Annotated in this window: 17 protein-coding genes; 14 read left to right on the top strand and 3 right to left on the bottom strand. The window is 55.0% G+C overall.

What is annotated here, in order from left to right:
- The 3 genes from leuB to leuL all read right to left on the bottom strand — a co-directional run bounded on the left by leuB (nucleotide 1) and on the right by leuL (nucleotide 2,841).
- Nucleotides 1-1,092 (bottom strand): 3-isopropylmalate dehydrogenase, encoded by a 1,092-nt coding sequence (gene leuB, locus ACOTZB_RS09520; RefSeq protein WP_421626986.1) that lies wholly within the window; start codon nucleotides 1,090-1,092, stop codon nucleotides 1-3.
- Nucleotides 1,092-2,663: a 2-isopropylmalate synthase gene (gene leuA, locus ACOTZB_RS09515; protein ID WP_029741222.1), complete on the bottom strand. Its 1,572-nt coding sequence runs from the start codon at nucleotides 2,661-2,663 to the stop codon at nucleotides 1,092-1,094. The genes leuB and leuA overlap by 1 nt, the downstream gene beginning before the upstream one ends.
- A 91-nt stretch (nucleotides 2,664-2,754) precedes the next feature.
- Entirely contained in the window at nucleotides 2,755-2,841 is an 87-nt protein-coding gene (gene leuL, locus ACOTZB_RS09510; RefSeq protein WP_071786497.1) for a leu operon leader peptide, read from the bottom strand.
- Between the two features lie 605 nt (nucleotides 2,842-3,446).
- Between leuL and leuO the strand changes: the two genes are divergently transcribed.
- The 14 genes from leuO (at nucleotide 3,447) to murG (ending at nucleotide 19,851) form a co-directional block, all read left to right on the top strand.
- Nucleotides 3,447-4,391 carry a transcriptional regulator LeuO gene (gene leuO / locus ACOTZB_RS09505; protein ID WP_047651540.1) on the top strand — a complete coding sequence of 315 codons (945 nt, stop codon included), beginning with the start codon at nucleotides 3,447-3,449 and terminating at the stop codon, nucleotides 4,389-4,391.
- A gap of 380 nt (nucleotides 4,392-4,771) precedes the next feature.
- Nucleotides 4,772-6,496, top strand: coding sequence for an acetolactate synthase 3 large subunit (gene ilvI / locus ACOTZB_RS09500; RefSeq protein ID WP_421626985.1), 1,725 nt, complete (start codon nucleotides 4,772-4,774; stop codon nucleotides 6,494-6,496).
- Nucleotide 6,497: 1 nt separating this feature from the next.
- Nucleotides 6,498-6,989, top strand: a complete 492-nt coding sequence (ilvN, locus tag ACOTZB_RS09495) for an acetolactate synthase small subunit (protein WP_023310389.1) — start codon at nucleotides 6,498-6,500, stop codon at nucleotides 6,987-6,989.
- Nucleotides 6,990-7,168: 179 nt separating this feature from the next.
- Entirely contained in the window at nucleotides 7,169-8,176 is a 1,008-nt protein-coding gene (cra, locus tag ACOTZB_RS09490; RefSeq protein ID WP_008501993.1) for a catabolite repressor/activator, read from the top strand.
- A gap of 599 nt (nucleotides 8,177-8,775) precedes the next feature.
- Nucleotides 8,776-9,234, top strand: a complete 459-nt coding sequence (mraZ, locus tag ACOTZB_RS09485) for a division/cell wall cluster transcriptional repressor MraZ (protein ID WP_021240528.1) — start codon at nucleotides 8,776-8,778, stop codon at nucleotides 9,232-9,234.
- Nucleotides 9,235-9,236: 2 nt separating this feature from the next.
- The gene (gene rsmH / locus ACOTZB_RS09480; protein WP_421626984.1) at nucleotides 9,237-10,178 is read left to right on the top strand and encodes a 16S rRNA (cytosine(1402)-N(4))-methyltransferase RsmH; all 942 of its coding nucleotides are present in this window, start codon (nucleotides 9,237-9,239) and stop codon (nucleotides 10,176-10,178) included.
- Nucleotides 10,175-10,540: a cell division protein FtsL gene (gene ftsL / locus ACOTZB_RS09475; protein ID WP_008501989.1), complete on the top strand. Its 366-nt coding sequence runs from the start codon at nucleotides 10,175-10,177 to the stop codon at nucleotides 10,538-10,540. The genes rsmH and ftsL overlap by 4 nt, the downstream gene beginning before the upstream one ends.
- A 15-nt stretch (nucleotides 10,541-10,555) precedes the next feature.
- Nucleotides 10,556-12,322: a peptidoglycan glycosyltransferase FtsI gene (locus tag ACOTZB_RS09470; RefSeq protein WP_023310391.1), complete on the top strand. Its 1,767-nt coding sequence runs from the start codon at nucleotides 10,556-10,558 to the stop codon at nucleotides 12,320-12,322.
- Nucleotides 12,309-13,796 carry a UDP-N-acetylmuramoyl-L-alanyl-D-glutamate--2,6-diaminopimelate ligase gene (gene murE / locus ACOTZB_RS09465; protein ID WP_421626983.1) on the top strand — a complete coding sequence of 496 codons (1,488 nt, stop codon included), beginning with the start codon at nucleotides 12,309-12,311 and terminating at the stop codon, nucleotides 13,794-13,796. Before ACOTZB_RS09470 ends, murE begins: the two co-directional genes overlap by 14 nt.
- Nucleotides 13,793-15,151 (top strand): UDP-N-acetylmuramoyl-tripeptide--D-alanyl-D-alanine ligase, encoded by a 1,359-nt coding sequence (gene murF, locus ACOTZB_RS09460; RefSeq protein ID WP_421626982.1) that lies wholly within the window; start codon nucleotides 13,793-13,795, stop codon nucleotides 15,149-15,151. The genes murE and murF overlap by 4 nt, the downstream gene beginning before the upstream one ends.
- Nucleotides 15,145-16,227 (top strand): phospho-N-acetylmuramoyl-pentapeptide-transferase, encoded by a 1,083-nt coding sequence (mraY, locus tag ACOTZB_RS09455; RefSeq protein WP_008501985.1) that lies wholly within the window; start codon nucleotides 15,145-15,147, stop codon nucleotides 16,225-16,227. Before murF ends, mraY begins: the two co-directional genes overlap by 7 nt.
- A gap of 2 nt (nucleotides 16,228-16,229) precedes the next feature.
- Nucleotides 16,230-17,546 carry a UDP-N-acetylmuramoyl-L-alanine--D-glutamate ligase gene (gene murD / locus ACOTZB_RS09450; protein WP_421626981.1) on the top strand — a complete coding sequence of 439 codons (1,317 nt, stop codon included), beginning with the start codon at nucleotides 16,230-16,232 and terminating at the stop codon, nucleotides 17,544-17,546.
- On the top strand, nucleotides 17,546-18,790 hold the full coding sequence (gene ftsW / locus ACOTZB_RS09445) for a cell division protein FtsW (RefSeq protein ID WP_024907458.1): 1,245 nt from the start codon (nucleotides 17,546-17,548) through the stop codon (nucleotides 18,788-18,790). Before murD ends, ftsW begins: the two co-directional genes overlap by 1 nt.
- Nucleotides 18,787-19,851 (top strand): undecaprenyldiphospho-muramoylpentapeptide beta-N-acetylglucosaminyltransferase, encoded by a 1,065-nt coding sequence (gene murG / locus ACOTZB_RS09440; RefSeq protein WP_029741228.1) that lies wholly within the window; start codon nucleotides 18,787-18,789, stop codon nucleotides 19,849-19,851. The genes ftsW and murG overlap by 4 nt, the downstream gene beginning before the upstream one ends.
- Nucleotides 19,852-19,868: the final 17 nt, after the last annotated feature.

Genomic DNA, 19,868 nt, shown 5'->3' with positions numbered 1-19,868 from the left:
TTACACCCCTTCAGCGACATAGCGGGCAATGATGTCGCCCATTTCATCGGTACTGACTGCCGCCGTGCCGCGTGCTAAATCGCCGGTACGGACGCCTTCTTCTAACGCCCGGTTAATGGCGTTTTCAATTGCGGTTGCTGCATCGCCTGCATCCAGGCTGTAGCGCAGCAGCAGGGCCAGGGAGAGGATCTGCGCAATAGGGTTGGCAATGTTTTTGCCTGCAATATCCGGCGCGGAGCCGCCCGCAGGCTCGTACAGGCCAAAGCCTTCTTCATTCAGGCTTGCGGAGGGCAGCATGCCCATCGAGCCGGTGATCATCGCGCACTCGTCAGAGAGGATATCGCCGAACAGGTTGGAGCACAGCAGCACGTCAAACTGGGACGGATCTTTAATCAGCTGCATGGTCGCATTGTCGATGTACATGTGCGACAGCGCGACGTCCGGGTACTGCTTAGCGACTTCACTGACGATCTCGCGCCACAAAATGGAGGACTGCAGCACGTTCGCTTTATCAATGGAGGTCACTTTATGGCGGCGTTTGCGCGCCGACTCGAACGCGATGTGGGCGATACGTTCGATTTCGAAACGGTGATACACCTCGGTGTCGAACGCTTTCTCGTGTTGTCCGCTGCCTTCGCGGCCTTTTGGCTGACCGAAGTAGATCCCGCCGGTCAGTTCACGCACGCACAGAATGTCGAAACCGTTGGCGGCGATATCCGCGCGCAGCGGGCAGAACTCTTCCAGACCCTGATACAGCTTCGCCGGACGCAGGTTGCTGAACAGCTTGAAATGTTTACGCAGCGGCAGCAGCGCGCCGCGCTCTGGCTGCTCTGCCGGCGGCAGGTGTTCCCATTTCAGGCCACCGACGGAACCAAACAGCACGGCATCGGCATTTTCGCAGCCTTCCACGGTCGCTTTTGGCAGCGGCGTGCCGTGGTTATCAATCGCAATACCGCCCACGTCATAGTGGCTGGTAGTGATTTTCATCGCAAAACGCGCGCGAACGGCTTCCAGTACTTTCAGCGCCTGTGCCATCACTTCCGGACCAATACCGTCGCCCGGCAACACAGCAATATGGTAATTCTTCGACATTACACGGTTTCCTTGTTGTTCTCTTTATTCTGAGCTTTGCGTTGCAACTCTTTTTCGACTTCGGCGGCGCGCCAGATGTTGTTCAGAACATGCACCATCGCTTTCGCGGAGGATTCAACGATGTCGGTCGCCAGGCCCACGCCGTGGAAGCGGCGGCCATTGTGGGTAACAACAATGTCGACCTGACCCAGTGCATCTTTGCCGTGGCCCTTGGCCGTCAGGTCATATTTCACCAGCTCAACGTCGTACTCGGTGACGCGATTAATCGCCTGGTAGATGGCATCGACAGGGCCGTTACCGTTAGCGGCCTCTGCTTTAATTTCATCCCCGCAGGCCAGTTTGACCGAGGCGGTGGCGATATCGCTGGAGCCGGACTGCACGTTGAAGTAATCCAGACGGAAATGCTCCGGCTCTTCCTGCTGCTTGTTAATAAAGGCCAGCGCTTCCAGGTCATAGTCGAACACCTGACCTTTTTTGTCGGCCAGCTTCAGGAACGCGTCGTACAGCTGATCCATGTTGTAATCGCTGTCCTTATAACCCATCTCTTCCATACGGTGTTTAACCGCGGCGCGACCGGAACGGGAGGTCAGGTTCAACTGCACCTGATTCAGGCCGATGGATTCCGGGGTCATGATTTCGTAGTTTTCACGATTCTTCAGGACACCATCCTGGTGAATACCGGAGGAGTGCGCGAAGGCACCGGTGCCGACAATCGCTTTGTTAGCCGGAATAGGCATGTTGCAAATCTGGCTGACGGTCTGGCTGGTGCGCCAGATTTCGTTGTGATTGATGCGGGTGTGCACGTCCATAATGTCTTTGCGCACTTTGATCGCCATGATCACTTCTTCCAGCGAACAGTTGCCCGCGCGTTCGCCGATACCGTTCATCGCGCCTTCTACCTGACGTGCGCCAGCGTGGACGGCGGCGATCGCATTACCCACGGCCAGACCCAAATCATCGTGGGTGTGGACGGAGATAATTGCTTTATCAATATTCGGCACGCGGTCATACAGTCCGGTGATGATGTTGGAGAACTCAAACGGCATGGTGTAGCCGACGGTGTCCGGGATGTTGATGGTTTTCGCGCCCGCGTTGATGGCGGCTTCTACAACGCGCGCCAGGTCTTCAATTGGCGTACGGCCCGCATCTTCACAGGAGAACTCAACGTCATCGGTATAGTTGCGTGCGCGCTTAACCATGTAGACCGCGCGCTCAATCACCTCATCCAGCGTGCTGCGCAATTTGGTTGCGATGTGCATAGGTGAGGTAGCAATAAAGGTGTGGATACGGAACGCTTCGGCGACCTTCAGCGACTCGGCGGCGACGTCGATGTCTTTCTCTACGCAGCGCGCCAGGGCACATACGCGGCTGTTTTTAATGGTGCGCGCAATGGTCTGTACGGATTCGAAATCACCCGGAGACGAGACCGGGAAACCGACCTCCATCACGTCGACACCCATACGTTCGAGAGCCAGCGCGATCTGCAGTTTCTCTTTTACACTCAGGCTTGCCTGTAATGCCTGTTCACCGTCACGTAAAGTAGTATCGAAAATAATGACTTGCTGGCTCATGGGTTAGGTCCTTGTCAGTCTTAGGGCGCCTTGCTACGAGCATAAAAAAACCCGCGCAGTGGCGCGGGTTTCTAGTCTTACTGGTGACGATTCAACGCTGAATTTCGCCCGCCAGTCTACCGCGCACAGTGGATGCGTTTAGTAGTAGTAGACCGGTGAAACGAATGGTGCGTGTCATGAATCGTGCTCCGTTAAATTCAATATGCTTTTAGTGGTACTGGATACGGCTGTTCATGTCAACCCCTGAGGATGAAAACGGCCCCGACAGACGAGATCAACAGGATATTCACTTTAGCTAATTGTGCTGGTTTTTGCTTTTTTGACCAGTCTAATTGTCTAATTTTGGACTTAATAAAAAATTGCAGAAACAAAAAAATATAATTGTTCAAACAAGCGTGAAACGGGTTGAAGAGAATACTTTGTGCTTAAAGCGTTTTGAGATCATTAAGTTATAAATGCAGTGAATCTATTCCAGAATGCTGAAAAGCGAACGGGGATAACAGGTTGTTAACTAACTGTAGGACGATAGCAATAATTGTTTAATAATACTTACGTCATCATTAACCTGATGGCAATTGTATATTTGTTTAGTTTATGGTTTCATTTGGCTCCTAAAGTCAAACATATCATTTTTGTTCATTAATTTTCGTTAATATAGAGTCTTTATATATTCCGAATTTTAAATCATTCTCTTTCGCTGATCGTATTTGCATGATAAATCATATTTTTCGAGATTATTACCGTACGTTGGCAAAGGGGTGTAGCGTGACAGTGGAGTCAGAAGTGCCAGAAAATAATATTAAACAACCTCAAGCTACTGATGGGATTAAACCGCAGTTACGCACGGTGGATCTGAATCTTCTGACGGTGTTTGATGCTGTCATGCAGGAACAGAATATCACCCGCGCTGCTCAAACCTTGGGGATGTCACAACCTGCCGTGAGTAATGCCGTTGCCAGGCTTAAGCTTATGTTTAACGACGAATTATTTGTTCGCTACGGGAGAGGGATTCAGCCTACGGCGCGCGCATACCAGCTGTTTGGCTCTATTCGCCAGGCGTTGCAACTGGTTCAAAATGAGCTGCCGGGGTCGGGCTTTGAACCCTTAAGCAGCGAGCGCGTATTCCATCTTTGTGTCTGTAGTCCATTAGATAATTATTTAACGTCGATTATCTATAATAAAGTTGAAGAGATCGCACCAAATATCCATCTTGCTTTTAAATCATCCCTGAATCAAAACACGGAACATCAGTTACGCTATCAGGAGATAGAGTTCGTTCTGGGGTATGAAGAGTTCCGTCGTCCGGAATTTTCCTGCGTGCCGCTGTTTAAGGATGAAATGGTTCTGGTCGCCAGTAAAAAACACCCGCGCATGAATTCTCCGCTGCGAGAAAACGATGTTTATAACGAGCAGCACGCCGTTGTTGCGCTCGACAGATATGCTTCTTTTAGCCTGCCGTGGTATGACACTGCGGATAAACAGGCGAGCGTGGCTTATCAGGGGATGGCTATGGTCAGCGTATTAAACGTTGTCTCCCAAACGCATCTGGTGGCGATTGCACCGCGCTGGCTGGCAGAAGAGTTTTCTGAATCTTTAAATCTGCAAATTTTGCCTCTGCCGCTTAAGCTAAATAGCCGAACCTGTTATCTTTCCTGGCATGAAGCAGCGGGCCGGGATAAAGGACATCAGTGGATGGAAGAGTTGCTGGTTGGCATCTGCCGCCGGTAAACGCATCAGGATAAATCGCATCGGTTTATATGATTTATCCTGATTTTTTTTAGATAACTGATATTTTATTCTATTGTGCTTTTTTTCGGGTTGCTCTCTGGCGCGCAAAAATAGATGATTTTCTGCGTTGTCGCGCTTTTCAGCGATGATTTATCACCCCATCCTCTATTCTCAGAGGAATTAACCATATCTTCTCTTAACGGCTGCTTTTTCTGCTTTACCCACCGTTTATCTCTCCAGGTTTGCTAATTGCCTGCCTCATAACGAGCGGTTAAGGTAAAGAACACTCTGCAAAATATAAGATTGGTTTATCCCAATCGTAAGACGGTGCGGAAATGAATTCGGCAGTCCGTCTATAACAAAATGCCTGGAGGCAAAGCATGGAGATGTTGTCTGGCGCGGAAATGGTCGTTCGGTCGCTGATCGATCAGGGCGTAAAGCAAGTGTTCGGCTACCCTGGCGGTGCGGTCCTCGATATTTATGATGCGCTGCATACGGTTGGGGGCATTGACCATGTTCTGGTACGTCACGAGCAGGCGGCGGTACACATGGCTGACGGCCTGGCACGTGCGACGGGTGAAGTGGGCGTGGTATTAGTCACGTCCGGCCCCGGCGCGACAAACGCCATTACCGGCATTGCGACGGCCTATATGGACTCTATCCCGCTGGTGATCCTCTCCGGGCAGGTGGCAACCTCGCTGATAGGCTACGATGCGTTTCAGGAGTGCGACATGGTCGGGATTTCGCGTCCCGTTGTGAAGCACAGCTTCCTGGTCAAGCAAACAGAAGACATTCCAGGCATACTGAAAAAAGCCTTCTGGCTGGCGGCGAGCGGACGCCCGGGACCGGTGGTGGTCGATCTGCCTAAAGATATCCTCAACCCGGCAAACAAGCTGCCTTATGTCTGGCCGGAATCGGTAAGCATGCGCTCTTATAACCCCACAACGCAGGGGCATAAAGGTCAGATCAAGCGAGCGTTGCAAACGCTTCTGGCCGCCAAAAAACCGGTGGTCTATGTCGGTGGCGGGGCAATCAACTCTGCCTGTGAAGCCCAGCTTCGTGAACTGATTGAAAAGCTTAATCTTCCCGTTGCGTCGTCGCTGATGGGGCTGGGGGCGTTCCCTGCAACCCATAGTCAGGCGCTGGGGATGCTGGGTATGCACGGTACCTATGAAGCCAACATGACAATGCATCATTCCGATGTGATTTTTGCCGTCGGCGTGCGCTTTGACGATCGCACCACCAACAACCTGGCGAAGTATTGTCCGAACGCCACCGTGCTGCACATTGATATCGATCCAACGTCAATTTCAAAAACGGTGTCGGCTGATGTGCCGATCGTCGGTGATGCCCGGCAGGTTCTGGAGCAAATGCTGGATCTGCTGGCCCAGGAGAGTGCAACCCAGCCGCTGGATGAGATCCGCGACTGGTGGCAGCAGATTGAGCAGTGGCGCGCGCGTCAGTGCCTGAAATATGACTCGCAAAGTGAAAACATTAAGCCGCAGGCGGTCATTGAAGCGTTGTGGCGACTGACGAAAGGTGAGGCGTACGTGACCTCAGACGTGGGGCAGCATCAGATGTTTGCCGCCCTGTATTACCCGTTTGATAAACCGCGACACTGGATCAACTCCGGTGGGTTAGGAACCATGGGCTTTGGTCTGCCTGCCGCGCTGGGCGTGAAGCTGGCGCTGCCGAATGAAACCGTCGTCTGCGTGACGGGGGACGGCAGTATTCAGATGAACATTCAGGAGCTGTCTACCGCGCTGCAATATGAACTGCCGGTACTGGTGCTGAACCTGAATAACGGCTATCTCGGTATGGTCAAGCAGTGGCAGGATATGATCTACTCTGGCCGCCACTCCCAGTCCTACATGAAATCGCTGCCGGACTTTGTTCGTCTTGCTGAAGCCTACGGTCATGTAGGCATGCGGGTGACCGATCCGGCTGAGCTGGAAACGAAGCTCGCACAAGCGCTTGAGCACGTTAAAAACAACCGCCTCGTCTTTATGGATGTGATTGTTGATGGAACCGAGCACGTTTATCCGATGCATATTCGTGGTGGTGGTATGGATGAAATGTGGTTAAGCAAAACGGAGAGAACCTGATATGCGCCGGATATTATCTGTTTTACTGGAAAACGAGTCTGGCGCACTGTCGCGCGTCATTGGCCTTTTTGCGCAGCGCGGCTATAACATTGAAAGCCTGACCGTTGCCCCGACGGAAGACCCGACGCTGTCGCGCATGACGATCCAAACCGTCGGTGATGCCAAAGTGCTTGAGCAGATTGAGAAACAACTGCATAAGCTGGTCGACGTACTGCGCGTGAGCGAGCTGGGGCAGGGGGCCTACGTTGAACGTGAGGTCATGCTGGTAAAAATCCAGGCCAGTGGCTACGGGCGTGATGAAGTCAAACGCAATGCGGATATTTTCCGCGGACAAATTATCGACGTCACGCCTTCTCTTTATACGGTTCAGCTGGTTGGGACAAGCGACAAGTTGGATGCTTTCCTGGCGTCCGTGCGGGATGTCGCAAAAATTGTCGAGGTCGCGAGATCGGGTGTAGTGGGTCTGTCACGCGGCGAGAAAATCATGCGTTAGTTGTCAAAAAGGTTCGCCTCTTTCTGCCCGGTCACCAAAGCCGGGCTTTTTTTTGCGTAATCAGCCGACAACGCAGATAAAAGCGGTTGCCGCGAAGGCTTTTCTGCGTTTAGATGTTAAAAGATTTAACCATAACCTTGACAGGGCCATGGACTCTTTTCTTTTTTTAAGGGGCAATTGTGAAACTGGATGAAATCGCCCGGCTAGCCGGCGTGTCACGAACAACGGCCAGCTATGTGATTAACGGTAAAGCAAAGCAGTACCGTGTCAGCGACAAGACCGTTGAAAAAGTTATGGCGGTGGTTCGTGAGCATAACTACCATCCGAATGCTGTCGCAGCCGGCCTACGTGCCGGGCGTACCCGCTCTATTGGTCTGGTGATCCCTGACCTGGAAAACACCAGCTATACCCGTATCGCCAACTATCTTGAACGTCAGGCGCGCCAGCGCGGCTATCAATTGCTGATTGCCTGCTCGGAAGACCAGCCCGACAACGAGATGCGCTGCATTGAGCATCTGCTCCAGCGCCAGGTGGATGCAATCATCGTGTCGACCTCCTTGCCGCCAGAGCATCCGTTCTACCAGCGCTGGGCGAACGACCCGTTCCCAATCGTTGCGCTGGATCGCGCGCTCGATCGCGAGCATTTCACCAGCGTCGTGGGTGCGGATCAGGATGATGCAGAAATGCTGGCCGCAGAGCTGAGAACGTTCCCCGCAGAGACAGTGCTGTATCTTGGCGCGTTGCCCGAGCTTTCCGTGAGCTTCCTGCGCGAGCAGGGATTCAGAACCGCCTGGAAAGACGATCCGCGCGAGGTCCACTACCTCTATGCCAATAGCTACGAGCGTGAAGCCGCGGCGCAGCTGTTCGAAAAATGGCTGGAAACGCACCCGATGCCTCAGGCGCTGTTCACCACCTCGTTTGCGCTGTTGCAGGGCGTCATGGATGTGACCTTACGCCGTGAAGGTAAACTGCCCTCCGATCTGGCGATTGCCACGTTCGGGGATAACGAGCTGCTCGACTTCCTCCAGTGCCCGGTGCTGGCGGTAGCACAGCGTCACCGCGATGTGGCTGAACGCGTGCTGGAGATTGTGCTGGCAAGCCTGGATGAGCCGCGCAAACCGAAGCCGGGCCTGACGCGGATCAAACGTAATCTCTACCATCGCGGAATTTTAAGCCGCCAAAAATGAAATGACTGGGGCGGCGAAATCTGCCCCATTTTGCTGCGATAAATCGTACGGATAATTCCCGGAGAGAAATTAGGATAATTCTTGCGAGATCATAATCGCCTATTTTTTTTAATTCATTTTGGCTTTTAAATTGTCCTTTAAAGAACATCTCAGCGATTTTAAACAGCTATCTTTGTATTGTTTTGTTACAAACCCTATTCGGCCGATGAATAATCAGACGTTTTTCCTCCTCCTGTGCCAGCTTAAGTGGCAACCGCCGCGCTTACCGGGTGCCAGAGTGAATCTGGCGCTGTTATCCCCTGAGAATCTGTCATAAAATGCTGCCCGCGTCGCAAACTGACACTTTATATTTATCTGCGATGATATTGAGTGAGCTTTAACGCTAGTGTGCATATTCGGTTTTTTTCTTACAAATATTCATAACGTTAATTTTGCCTCGCCAGTTGTGCAGTTATTAGCCAGGACTGTTTATCTCTGTAAATAGAGGGCTTCCGAGTCCTTATAGGGAGAGTCCTGGCTTGACAAGCTTTTCCCTCGCTCCGTAAACTCCTTTAGGTGGGAATTTGTGGGTTAAAGTGGAGAGGAGGGGTGAGACTGGCATGTTCCGTGGAGCAACGTTAGTCAATCTCGACAGCAAAGGGCGATTATCGGTACCAACCCGATACCGCGACCAGCTGATTGAGAACGCTGCGGGTCAAATGGTTTGCACCATTGACATTAACTCCCCCTGCCTGCTGCTTTACCCCTTGCCTGAATGGGAAATTATTGAGCAAAAGCTGTCGCGACTGTCGAGCATGAACCCGCAGGAACGCCGCGTGCAGCGGCTGTTATTGGGACATGCCAGTGAATGTCAGATGGATAACGCAGGGCGATTACTGATCGCGCCTGTGTTGCGGCAACATGCCGGTCTGACCAAAGAAGTGATGCTGGTCGGGCAGTTCAACAAGTTTGAACTGTGGGATGAAACGACCTGGTATCAACAGGTCAAGGAAGATATCGACGCTGAGCAGTCTGATTCCGCGACATTATCGGAACGGCTGCAGGACTTGTCTCTATAAATATGATGGAAAATTATAAACATAAAACGGTGTTACTGGACGAGGCCGTAAACGGTCTGAATATTCGTCCGGATGGCATCTACATTGATGGCACTTTTGGTCGCGGTGGTCACTCGCGTTTGATTCTCTCCCAGCTTGGAGAGGAAGGACGTCTGCTGGCAATCGATCGCGATCCGCAGGCTATTGCCGTTGCACAGACCATCAATGACCCACGCTTTTCCATCGTGCATGGACCTTTCTCCGCGCTCGCAGATTATGTTGCCGAGCGCGGCCTGACGGGCAAGATCGACGGGATTCTTCTCGATCTTGGCGTCTCTTCACCCCAACTTGATGACGCTGAACGTGGTTTCTCCTTTATGCGTGATGGTCCGCTGGACATGCGTATGGACCCAACGCGCGGTCAGTCTGCCGCTGAGTGGTTACAGACCGCTGACGAAGCCGATATTGCATGGGTCATCAAAACGTTTGGCGAGGAGCGCTTTGGCAAACGTATTGCGCGCGCCATCGTTGAGCGCAATCGCATTGAACCCATGACCCGTACCAAAGAGTTGGCTGAGGTAATCGCGGCGGCGACACCGGTGAAGGATAAGCACAAACATCCCGCGACCCGTACCTTCCAGGCGGTTCGCATCTGGGTAAACAGTGAACTGGAGGAAATAGAGCTGGCGCTAAAAAGCTCGCTCGACGTGCTGGCCCCGGGTGGGCGGTTATCCATCATCAGCTTCCATTCGCTGGAAGACCGTATTGTGAAACGCTTTATGCGTGAACAAAGCCGCGGTCCACAGGTGCCAGCGGGGCTGCCGATGACGGAAGAACAACTCAGGAAGCTGGGTGGCCGTCAGTTGCGAGTATTAGGCAAGTTGATGCCGGGCGAAGAAGAAGTGGCAGAGAATCCACGCGCCCGTAGTTCAGTGCTGCGTGTTGCAGAGAGGACGAACGCATGATCGGCAGAGTGACAGAGACCCTAAGCAAAGTTAAGGATTCGTTAGGAAGCAACGAGCGCCATGCCTTGCCTGGCGTGATCGGCGACGATCTTTTGCGGTTTGGGAAACTGCCACTCTGTCTGTTCATTTGCATCATTGTCACAGCAGTTACGGTGGTGACCACCGCCCACCATACACGTTTATTGACTGCGCAACGCGAGCAGATGGTACTGGAACGCGATGCGCTGGATATTGAATGGCGAAATCTGATCCTTGAAGAAAACGCGCTCGGCGATCACAGCCGGGTTGAACGGATCGCAACGGAAAAGCTGCAATTGCAGCATGTTGATCCTTCGCAGGAAAATATCGTAGTACAAAAATAAGGGAAAACGCGACGCATGAAAGCAGCGGCAAAAACGCTAAAACCAAAACGTCAGGAAGAACAGGCCAACTTTGTCAGTTGGCGTTTTGCGTTGCTTTGCGGCTGCATTTTACTCGCTCTGGGTTTTCTGCTTGGACGCGTGGCCTGGCTACAAATCATCGCTCCTGACATGCTGGTGCGCCAGGGTGACATGCGTTCCCTGCGCGTTCAGGAAGTGTCGACATCCCGCGGGATGATCACCGACCGCTCGGGTCGTCCGCTGGCGGTGAGCGTGCCGGTGAAGGCGATCTGGGCCGATCCGAAAGAATTGCATGATGCAGGCGGGATCACGCTTGATAACCGCTGGAAGGCGCTTGCGGATGCGTTGAAGATGCCGCTGGACCAGTTAGCTTCACGCGTGAATACCAACCCGAGAGGGCGGTTTATCTATCTGGCGCGTCAGGTGAACCCTGACATGGCGGACTACATCAAAAAATTAAAGCTGCCGGGCATCCACCTGCGTGAAGAATCCCGTCGTTACTATCCCTCCGGCGAAGTGACTGCTCACCTCATTGGCTTTACTAACGTCGATAGCCAGGGGATTGAGGGCGTTGAAAAAAGCTTTGATAAATGGCTCACCGGTCAGCCCGGCGAGCGCATTGTGCGTAAAGACCGCTATGGTCGCGTAATCGAGGATATCTCCTCTACGGACAGCCAGGCCGCACACAACCTGGCGCTGAGTATTGATGAGCGGTTACAGGCGCTGGTTTACCGCGAGCTGAACAATGCCGTGGCTTTCAACAAAGCGGAATCGGGCAGTGCCGTGTTAGTCGACGTCAACACGGGTGAAGTGCTGGCGATGGCCAATAGCCCTTCCTACAACCCTAACAATCTCACCGGTACGCAGAAGGATGTTATGCGTAACCGTACCATCACCGACGTATTCGAACCGGGTTCGACCGTTAAGCCGATGGTGGTCATGACTGCACTTCAGCGCGGTATCGTCAATGAAAACACCGTACTGAATACCATTCCATACCGAATTAACGGCCACGAAATCAAAGACGTGGCGCGCTACAGCGAATTGACCCTGACCGGGGTATTACAGAAGTCGAGTAACGTCGGTGTTTCAAAGCTGGCGTTAGCGATGCCGTCCTCAGCGTTAGTAGAGACTTACTCACGTTTTGGGCTTGGAAAGGCGACCAATTTGGGGTTGGTCGGAGAACGCAGTGGCTTATATCCTCAAAAACAACGGTGGTCTGACATAGAGAGGGCCACCTTCTCTTTCGGCTACGGGCTAATGGTGACACCGTTACAGTTAGCGCGAGTCTATGCAACGATCGGCAGCTATGGCGTATATCGTCCGCTGTCGATTACCAAAGTTGATCCACCGGTTCCCGGCGAGCGTATCTTCCCGGAATCAACCGTCCGTACTGTTGTTCATATGATGGAAAGCGTGGCGCTGCCCGGTGGCGGCGGCGTTAAGGCGGCAATCAAAGGTTATCGCATCGCCATCAAGACCGGTACGGCGAAAAAAGTAGGGCCGGACGGCCGCTATATCAACAAATACATTGCCTATACCGCAGGCGTTGCGCCTGCAAGCAATCCGCGTTTTGCGCTGGTGGTCGTGATAAACGATCCACAGGCGGGTAAATACTACGGCGGCGCCGTCTCCGCGCCTGTGTTCGGGGCTATCATGGGCGGCGTGTTACGCACCATGAACATTGAACCGGATGCGCTGGCGACGGGCGAAAAAAGTGAATTTGTAATTAATCAAGGCGAGGGTACAGGTGGCAGATCGTAATTTGCGCGACCTTCTCGCTCCGTGGGTGCCAAATGCACCGGAGCGAGCACTGCGAGAGATGATACTGGACAGCCGCGTGGCTGCTTCTGGCGATCTTTTTGTGGCGGTGGTCGGTCATCAGGCGGACGGGCGTCGTTATATCCCGCAGGCGATTGCGCAAGGTGTGGCTGCCATTATTGCTGAGGCGAAAGATGAGGCAACCGACGGTGAGATCCGTGAAATGCACGGAGTGCCGGTTATCTATCTCAGCCAGTTAAACGAGCGTCTTTCCGCGCTGGCGGGACGTTTTTATCACGAACCTTCCGACCAGCTGCGCCTGGTTGGCGTCACGGGTACGAACGGTAAAACCACTACCACGCAGCTGATGGCTCAGTGGGCCCAGCTGCTGGGTGAAACCGGGGCGGTGATGGGTACCGTGGGTAACGGCCTGCTGGGTAAAGTGAGCCCGACGGAAAATACCACCGGCTCGGCGGTAGACGTACAGCATGTGCTTGCCGGTCTGGCAGGGCAGGGGGCAACCTTTGCTGCGATGGAAGTCTCTTCGCACGGTCTGGTTCAGCACCGCGTCGCGGCGCTGAAATTTGCTGCTTCCGTATTTACCAACCTGAGCCGCGATCATCTTGATTATCACGGTGATATGGAGCATTACGAAGCCGCGAAATGGCTGCTGTTCTCTACTCACCATTACGGACAAGCCATCATCAACGCCGACGACGAAGTGGGCCGCCGCTGGCTGGCGAAGCTGCCGGATGCGGTTGCGGTGTCGATGGAAGACCATATCAATCCGAACTGCCGCGGCCGCTGGCTGAAGGCGGTTGAGGTGAATTATCACGACAGCGGGGCGACAATCCGCTTTGCCTCTTCCTGGGGTGAAGGTGAGATTGAAAGCCGCCTGATGGGCGCCTTTAACGTCAGCAACCTGCTGCTGGCGCTGGCAACGCTGCTGGCGCTGGGTTATCCGATGGCTGAACTGCTGAAAACCTCAGCGCGTCTGCAGCCGGTTTGCGGCCGCATGGAAGTGTTCAGCGCGCCGGGCAAACCGACCGTTGTGGTTGATTATGCCCACACGCCGGATGCGCTGGAAAAAGCGCTGGAAGCGGCGCGCCTGCACTGCGCCGGTAAGCTCTGGTGCGTGTTTGGCTGCGGCGGCGATCGCGATAAAGGCAAACGCCCGCTGATGGGGGCTATTGCCGAGCAGTTTGCAGATATTCCGGTTGTGACCGATGACAACCCGCGTACCGAAGAGCCGCGCGCCATCATTAATGACATTCTGGCGGGCATGCTGGACGCGGGCCGCGCTCGCGTGGTGGAAGGGCGTGCGGAAGCCGTGACCAACACCATCATGCAGGCGCAGGAGAATGATGTTGTTCTGCTGGCGGGCAAAGGCCATGAAGATTATCAGATCGTTGGCAATCGCCGTCTGGACTACTCGGACCGCGTAACGGCAGCACGCCTGCTGGGAGTCGTGGCATGATTAGCATCACGTTAAGCCAGGCCGCTGCTATTCTGCAGGGCGACCTCTACGGGCAAGACCTGACCATTGATGCCGTAACGACGGACACCCGTAAAATCACCGCAGGCTGTCTGTTTGTGGCGCTGAAAGGCGAGCGTTTTGACGCACATGATTTTGCGGAACAGGCCAAAGAGAACGGCGCTGGTGCGCTGCTCGTCAGCCGCAGGCTCGATATCGATCTGCCACAAATTGTGGTGAAAGATACGCGTCTCGCGTTCGGTGAGCTGGCCGCCTGGGTGCGTCAGCAGGTCCCTACGCGCGTTGTCGCCTTGACCGGTTCATCAGGCAAGACGTCGGTGAAAGAGATGACGGCGGCGATCCTCAGCCAGTGCGGGAATACGCTTTATACCGCGGGCAACCTCAATAATGACATCGGCGTGCCGATGACATTACTCCGCCTGACCAAAGAACATGAATTTGCGGTGATCGAGTTAGGGGCAAACCACCAGGGCGAAATCGCCTGGACCGTGAGCCTGACTCGCCCGGAAGCCGCGCTGGTGAATAACCTCGCGGCGGCGCATCTGGAAGGTTTTGGCTCGCTGGAAGGCGTAGCGAAAGCCAAAGGTGAGATTTACACCGGCCTGCCGGATGACGGTATCGCCATCCTGAACGCCGACAACAACGACTGGCTGAACTGGCAGAGCATTATCGGTTCGCGTAAAACCTGGCGCTTCTCGCCGAATGCGGCCAACAGTGACTTTACCGCGACCAATATCCACGTGACGTCGCACGGCACGGAGTTCACCCTCACCACCCCAACGGGTGACGTTGATGTGCTGCTGCCGCTGCCGGGTCGCCATAACATCGCCAATGCGCTTGCGGCGGCGGCGCTGTCGACGGCGGTGGGCGCGTCGCATGAAGCGATTAAAACCGGGCTGGCGAACCTGAAAGCCGTGCCGGGGCGTCTGTTCCCGATTCAGCTTTCGGAAAACAAGCTGCTGCTGGATGACTCCTACAACGCGAACGTTGGCTCAATGACGGCGGCGGTGCAGGTGTTATCTGAAATGCCGGGCTATCGCATCATGGTGGTGGGCGATATGGCAGAGCTGGGCGACGAAAGCGAAGCCTGCCATACCCAGGTCGGTGAAGCGGCGAAAGCGGCAGGGCTGGACTGCGTGCTGAGCGCAGGAAAACTGAGCCAGGCGATTAGCCATGCCAGCGGCGTTGGCGAGCATTTTGCTGATAAAGCCGCGTTGATAGCGCGCCTTAAGGCGTTGATTACAGAAAAACAAATTGTGACTGTGTTAGTGAAAGGTTCACGTAGTGCCGCCATGGAAGAGGTTGTGCACGCATTACAGGAGAACGGGACATGTTAGTTTGGCTGGCCGAACATTTGGTCAAATATTATTCAGGCTTTAACGTCTTTTCGTATCTGACGTTTCGCGCCATCGTCAGCCTGCTGACTGCGCTGTTCATCTCGTTGTGGATGGGCCCGCGCATGATTGCCCGTCTGCAAAAACTCTCTTTCGGCCAGGTTGTGCGTAACGACGGTCCGGAATCGCACTTCAGCAAGCGCGGCACGCCGACCATGGGCGGGATCATGATCCTGACGGCCATCGTCGTTTCCGTGCTGCTGTGGGCGTATCCTTCCAACCCGTACGTCTGGTGCGTTCTGACGGTACTGGTGGGTTACGGGATCATCGGTTTTGTGGATGATTACCGCAAAGTCGTCCGCAAAGATACCAAAGGCCTGATCGCGCGCTGGAAATATTTCTGGATGTCGGTGATCGCGCTGGGCGTTGCCTTCGCGCTGTATCTGGCAGGCAAAGACACGCCAGCTACCGAGCTGGTCGTGCCGTTCTTTAAAGACGTGATGCCACAGCTGGGGCTGTTCTACATCCTGCTGGCCTACTTTGTGATTGTCGGTACCGGCAACGCCGTTAACCTGACCGACGGTCTGGATGGTCTGGCGATTATGCCAACCGTGTTTGTGGCAGCCGGTTTTGCGCTGGTGGCGTGGGCGACCGGTAACATGAACTTTGCGAACTACCTGCACATCCCTTATCTGCGCCACGCGGGTGAGCTGGTGATCGTCTGTACGGCGATTGTCGGCGCGGGGCTGGGCTTCCTGTGGTTCAACACCTATCCGGCGCAGGTCTTTATGGGTGACGTCGGTTCTCTGGCTTTGGGCGGTGCGCTCGGCATTATCGCCGTACTGCTTCGTCAGGAGTTCCTGCTGGTGATCATGGGCGGCGTGTTTGTGGTTGAAACCCTGTCGGTGATTTTGCAGGTCGGTTCCTTCAAGCTGCGCGGTCAGCGCATCTTCCGTATGGCGCCGATTCACCACCACTATGAACTGAAAGGCTGGCCGGAGCCGCGCGTGATTGTGCGTTTCTGGATTATTTCGCTGATGCTGGTGCTGATTGGCCTGGCAACGCTGAAGGTACGTTAATCATGGCAGATTACCAGGGCAAAAAAGTCGTTATCATCGGGTTGGGCCTCACGGGGCTCTCCTGCGTGGACTTTTTCCTCGCGCGCGGCGTGACGCCACGCGTGATGGATACGCGTGTCTCTCCGCCGGGTCTGGACAAACTGCCGGAGCAGGTTGAACGCCACCTTGGTGGTCTGAATGATGACTGGCTGCTGGCAGCCGATCTGATTGTCGCAAGCCCGGGTATGGCGCTGGCGCACCCTTCGCTGAGCGCTGCCGCGGATGCGGGGGTGGAAATTGTCGGCGATATCGAGCTGTTCTGCCGCGAAGCGCAGGCGCCTGTTATCGCCATTACCGGCTCTAACGGTAAAAGCACCGTCACCACCCTGGTGGGGGAAATGGCGAAAGCGGCGGGCATGAATGTCGGCGTTGGCGGTAACATTGGTTTACCGGCGCTGATGCTGCTGGACAAAGGCTGCGAGCTGTATGTTCTTGAACTTTCCAGCTTCCAGCTGGAAACGACCTCCAGCCTGCATGCCGCGGCTGCGACGATCCTTAACGTGACCGAAGATCATATGGACCGATATCCATTTGGTCTGCAGCAGTACCGTGCCGCCAAGCTCCGCGTTTATGAAAATGCCAAAGTCTGCGTTGTTAACGCCGATGACGCGCTGACCATGCCGGTGCGTGGCGCAGACGATCGCTGTATTAGCTTCGGTATCACCATGGGGGATTACCACCTGAACCGTCAGCTGGGCGAAACCTGGCTGCGCGTGAAGGGTGAGAAAGTGCTGAACGTGAAAGAGATGAAGCTCTCTGGTCAGCACAACTATACCAATGCCCTGGCGGCGCTGGCGCTAGCGGATGCAGTAGGGCTGCCGCGCTCCTCCAGCCTGAAGGCGTTAACCACGTTTTCTGGCCTGGCGCACCGTTTCCAGCTGGCGCTGGAGCACAATGGCGTGCGCTGGATCAACGACTCCAAAGCCACCAACGTGGGCAGCACCGAGGCCGCGCTCAACGGTCTGCACGTTGACGGCACCCTGCACTTACTGCTGGGCGGCGACGGTAAATCAGCGGATTTCTCCTCTCTGAAGCCGTATCTCGCCGGAGATAACATCCGCCTGTACTGCTTCGGTCGTGACGGCAGCGAGCTGGCTGAACTGCGCCCGGAGATTGCCGAGCAAACTGATACCATGGAACAGGCGCTGCGCCTGATCGCGCCGCGCGTGAAGCCAGGCGACATGGTGCTGCTCTCTCCGGCTTGCGCCAGCCTCGATCAATTCAAGAATTTCGAACAGCGTGGTGATGTCTTTACCCGCCTGGCGAAGGAGTTAGGCTGATGCGTTTATCTCTCCCTCGCCTGAAAATGCCGCGCCTGCCAGGATTTGGGATCCTGGCATGGTTGTTTGCGGCGCTCAAAGGCTGGGTGATGGGCTCTCGTCAAAAAGATAACGACAGCCTTGTCATGTACGATCGCACGCTGTTCTGGCTCACGATGGGGCTGGCGGCGGTCGGCTTCATAATGGTGACGTCAGCCTCAATGCCTGTCGGGCAGCGTCTGGCGAACGATCCTTTCCTGTTTGCCAAGCGTGATGGTCTTTACATTATCCTGGCGTTCTGCCTGGCGCTGGTGACCTTGCGTCTGCCGATGGAGTTCTGGCAGCGGCACAGTACGGCGATGCTGATCGCCTCGATTATTATGCTGCTGATCGTACTGGTGGTGGGGAGCTCTGTTAACGGGGCATCACGCTGGATCGCCTTTGGCCCGCTGCGTATTCAGCCTGCGGAATTTACCAAGCTCTCCCTGTTCTGCTACCTGGCTAACTACCTGGTGCGTAAGGTAGATGAAGTGCGTAACAACCTGCGCGGCTTCTTAAAACCGATGGGCGTGATTCTGGTGCTGGCGGTATTACTGCTGGCGCAGCCTGACCTCGGTACCGTGGTGGTACTGTTTGTGACCACCCTGGCCATGCTGTTCCTGGCGGGCGCGAAGCTGTGGCAGTTCATCGCTATTATCGGGATGGGGATTTCGGCGGTTGTGCTGCTGATCCTCGCCGAGCCTTACCGTATTCGCCGTGTGACCTCGTTCTGGAACCCGTGGGAAGATCCCTTCGGCAGCGGCTATCAGCTGACGCAGTCGCTGATGGCCTTTGGTCGCGGTGAAGTCTGGGGGCAGGGGCTGGGTAACTCGGTACAGAAACTGGAGTATTTACCGGAAGCGCATACTGACTTCATCTTCTCCATTATTGCGGAAGAACTGGGTTATATCGGTGTGGTATTAGCGCTTTTAATGGTATTCTTCGTCGCTTTCCGCGCCATGTCCATCGGCCGGAAAGCGCTGGAGATCGATCACCGCTTCTCAGGATTCTTAGCCTGTTCTATTGGTATCTGGTTTAGCTTCCAGGCATTGGTTAACGTCGGGGCCGCAGCGGGTATGCTGCCGACCAAAGGTCTGACGTTGCCGTTGATCAGTTATGGTGGTTCGAGTCTGTTGATTATGTCGACGGCCATCATGTTTTTGTTGCGCATAGATTATGAGACGCGTCTGGAAAAAGCCCAGGCGTTTACACGAGGTTCACGATGAATCAACCGAAGCGGTTAATGGTGATGGCAGGCGGTACCGGCGGACACGTGTTCCCGGGGCTGGCGGTTGCGCACCATTTAATGGATCAGGGCTGGCAGGTACGCTGGCTGGGAACCGCAGACCGCATGGAAGCCGACCTGGTGCCGAAGCACGGTATCGAGATCGACTTTATTCGTATTTCCGGCCTTCGGGGCAAAGGCCTCAAGGCAATGCTGCTGGCTCCGGTGCGTATTTTTAACGCCTGGCGTCAGGCGCGCACCATCATGAAGCGCTTTAAGCCAGATGTGGTGCTGGGCATGGGCGGCTATGTCTCGGGTCCTGGCGGGCTGGCGGCGTGGTCGTTAGGCATTCCCGTTGTGCTGCATGAACAGAACGGTATTGCCGGTCTGACCAACAAGTGGCTGGCGAAAATCGCTACCAAAGTCATGCAGGCGTTTCCCGGTGCGTTCCCGAAAGCGGACGTGGTGGGGAACCCGGTGCGTGTGGATGTGCTGGCGCTCCCGCTGCCGGACGCTCGCCTGACGGGCCGTGAAGGGCCGGTTCGTGTACTGGTCGTCGGCGGTTCTCAGGGGGCGCGTGTCCTAAACCAGACGATGCCGCAGGTTGCCGCAAAGCTGGGGGATACCGTGACCATCTGGCACCAGAGCGGAAAAGGCGCTCAGCAGACCGTTGAGCAAGCTTACGCAGACGAAGGCCAGCCGCAGCATAAAGTTACAGAGTTTATCGACGACATGGCGGCAGCCTATGCCTGGGCCGATGTCGTGGTCTGTCGTTCAGGCGCGCTGACGGTGAGCGAAATCGCAGCCGCGGGTCTGCCGGCCCTGTTTGTGCCGTTCCAGCACAAAGACAGACAGCAGTACTGGAATGCGCTGCCGCTTGAGAAAGCCGGTGCCGCGAAGATATTTGAACAGCCACAATTTACCGCCGACGCGGTCGCCACCACCCTGGCGGGCTGGAACAGAGACGCACTGCTGGAGATGGCGCAACGCGCGCGCGCGGCCGCTATCCCTGATGCGACTGAACGGGTGGCAAAAGAAGTGAGCCTGGCAGCCCAGGCTTAACCCTCGCAGCGCGTGTT

The organism is Enterobacter cloacae complex sp. SHL020 (genome assembly GCF_049236945.1).
Taxonomy (GTDB): domain Bacteria; phylum Pseudomonadota; class Gammaproteobacteria; order Enterobacterales; family Enterobacteriaceae; genus Enterobacter; species Enterobacter dykesii.
Note: the sequence above shows the minus strand (reverse complement) of the source record. Positions and strands in the feature narration are given on the sequence as shown.

Excerpts from the sequence above, each read along its gene's own strand:
- leuL (WP_071786497.1), bottom strand. The coding sequence starts at position 2,841 with ATGACACGCACCATTCGTTTCACCGGTCTACTACTACTAAACGCATCC.
- ACOTZB_RS09470 (WP_023310391.1), top strand. The coding sequence starts at position 10,556 with ATGAAAGCAGCGGCAAAAACGCTAAAACCAAAACGTCAGGAAGAACAG.
- leuA (WP_029741222.1), bottom strand. The coding sequence starts at position 2,663 with ATGAGCCAGCAAGTCATTATTTTCGATACTACTTTACGTGACGGTGAA.
- mraZ (WP_021240528.1), top strand. The coding sequence starts at position 8,776 with ATGTTCCGTGGAGCAACGTTAGTCAATCTCGACAGCAAAGGGCGATTA.
- ftsL (WP_008501989.1), top strand. The coding sequence starts at position 10,175 with ATGATCGGCAGAGTGACAGAGACCCTAAGCAAAGTTAAGGATTCGTTA.
- murD (WP_421626981.1), top strand. The coding sequence starts at position 16,230 with ATGGCAGATTACCAGGGCAAAAAAGTCGTTATCATCGGGTTGGGCCTC.
- ilvI (WP_421626985.1), top strand. The coding sequence starts at position 4,772 with ATGGAGATGTTGTCTGGCGCGGAAATGGTCGTTCGGTCGCTGATCGAT.
- ftsW (WP_024907458.1), top strand. The coding sequence starts at position 17,546 with ATGCGTTTATCTCTCCCTCGCCTGAAAATGCCGCGCCTGCCAGGATTT.
- murF (WP_421626982.1), top strand. The coding sequence starts at position 13,793 with ATGATTAGCATCACGTTAAGCCAGGCCGCTGCTATTCTGCAGGGCGAC.
- mraY (WP_008501985.1), top strand. The coding sequence starts at position 15,145 with ATGTTAGTTTGGCTGGCCGAACATTTGGTCAAATATTATTCAGGCTTT.
- murG (WP_029741228.1), top strand. The coding sequence starts at position 18,787 with ATGAATCAACCGAAGCGGTTAATGGTGATGGCAGGCGGTACCGGCGGA.
- rsmH (WP_421626984.1), top strand. The coding sequence starts at position 9,237 with ATGATGGAAAATTATAAACATAAAACGGTGTTACTGGACGAGGCCGTA.
- leuB (WP_421626986.1), bottom strand. The coding sequence starts at position 1,092 with ATGTCGAAGAATTACCATATTGCTGTGTTGCCGGGCGACGGTATTGGT.
- ilvN (WP_023310389.1), top strand. The coding sequence starts at position 6,498 with ATGCGCCGGATATTATCTGTTTTACTGGAAAACGAGTCTGGCGCACTG.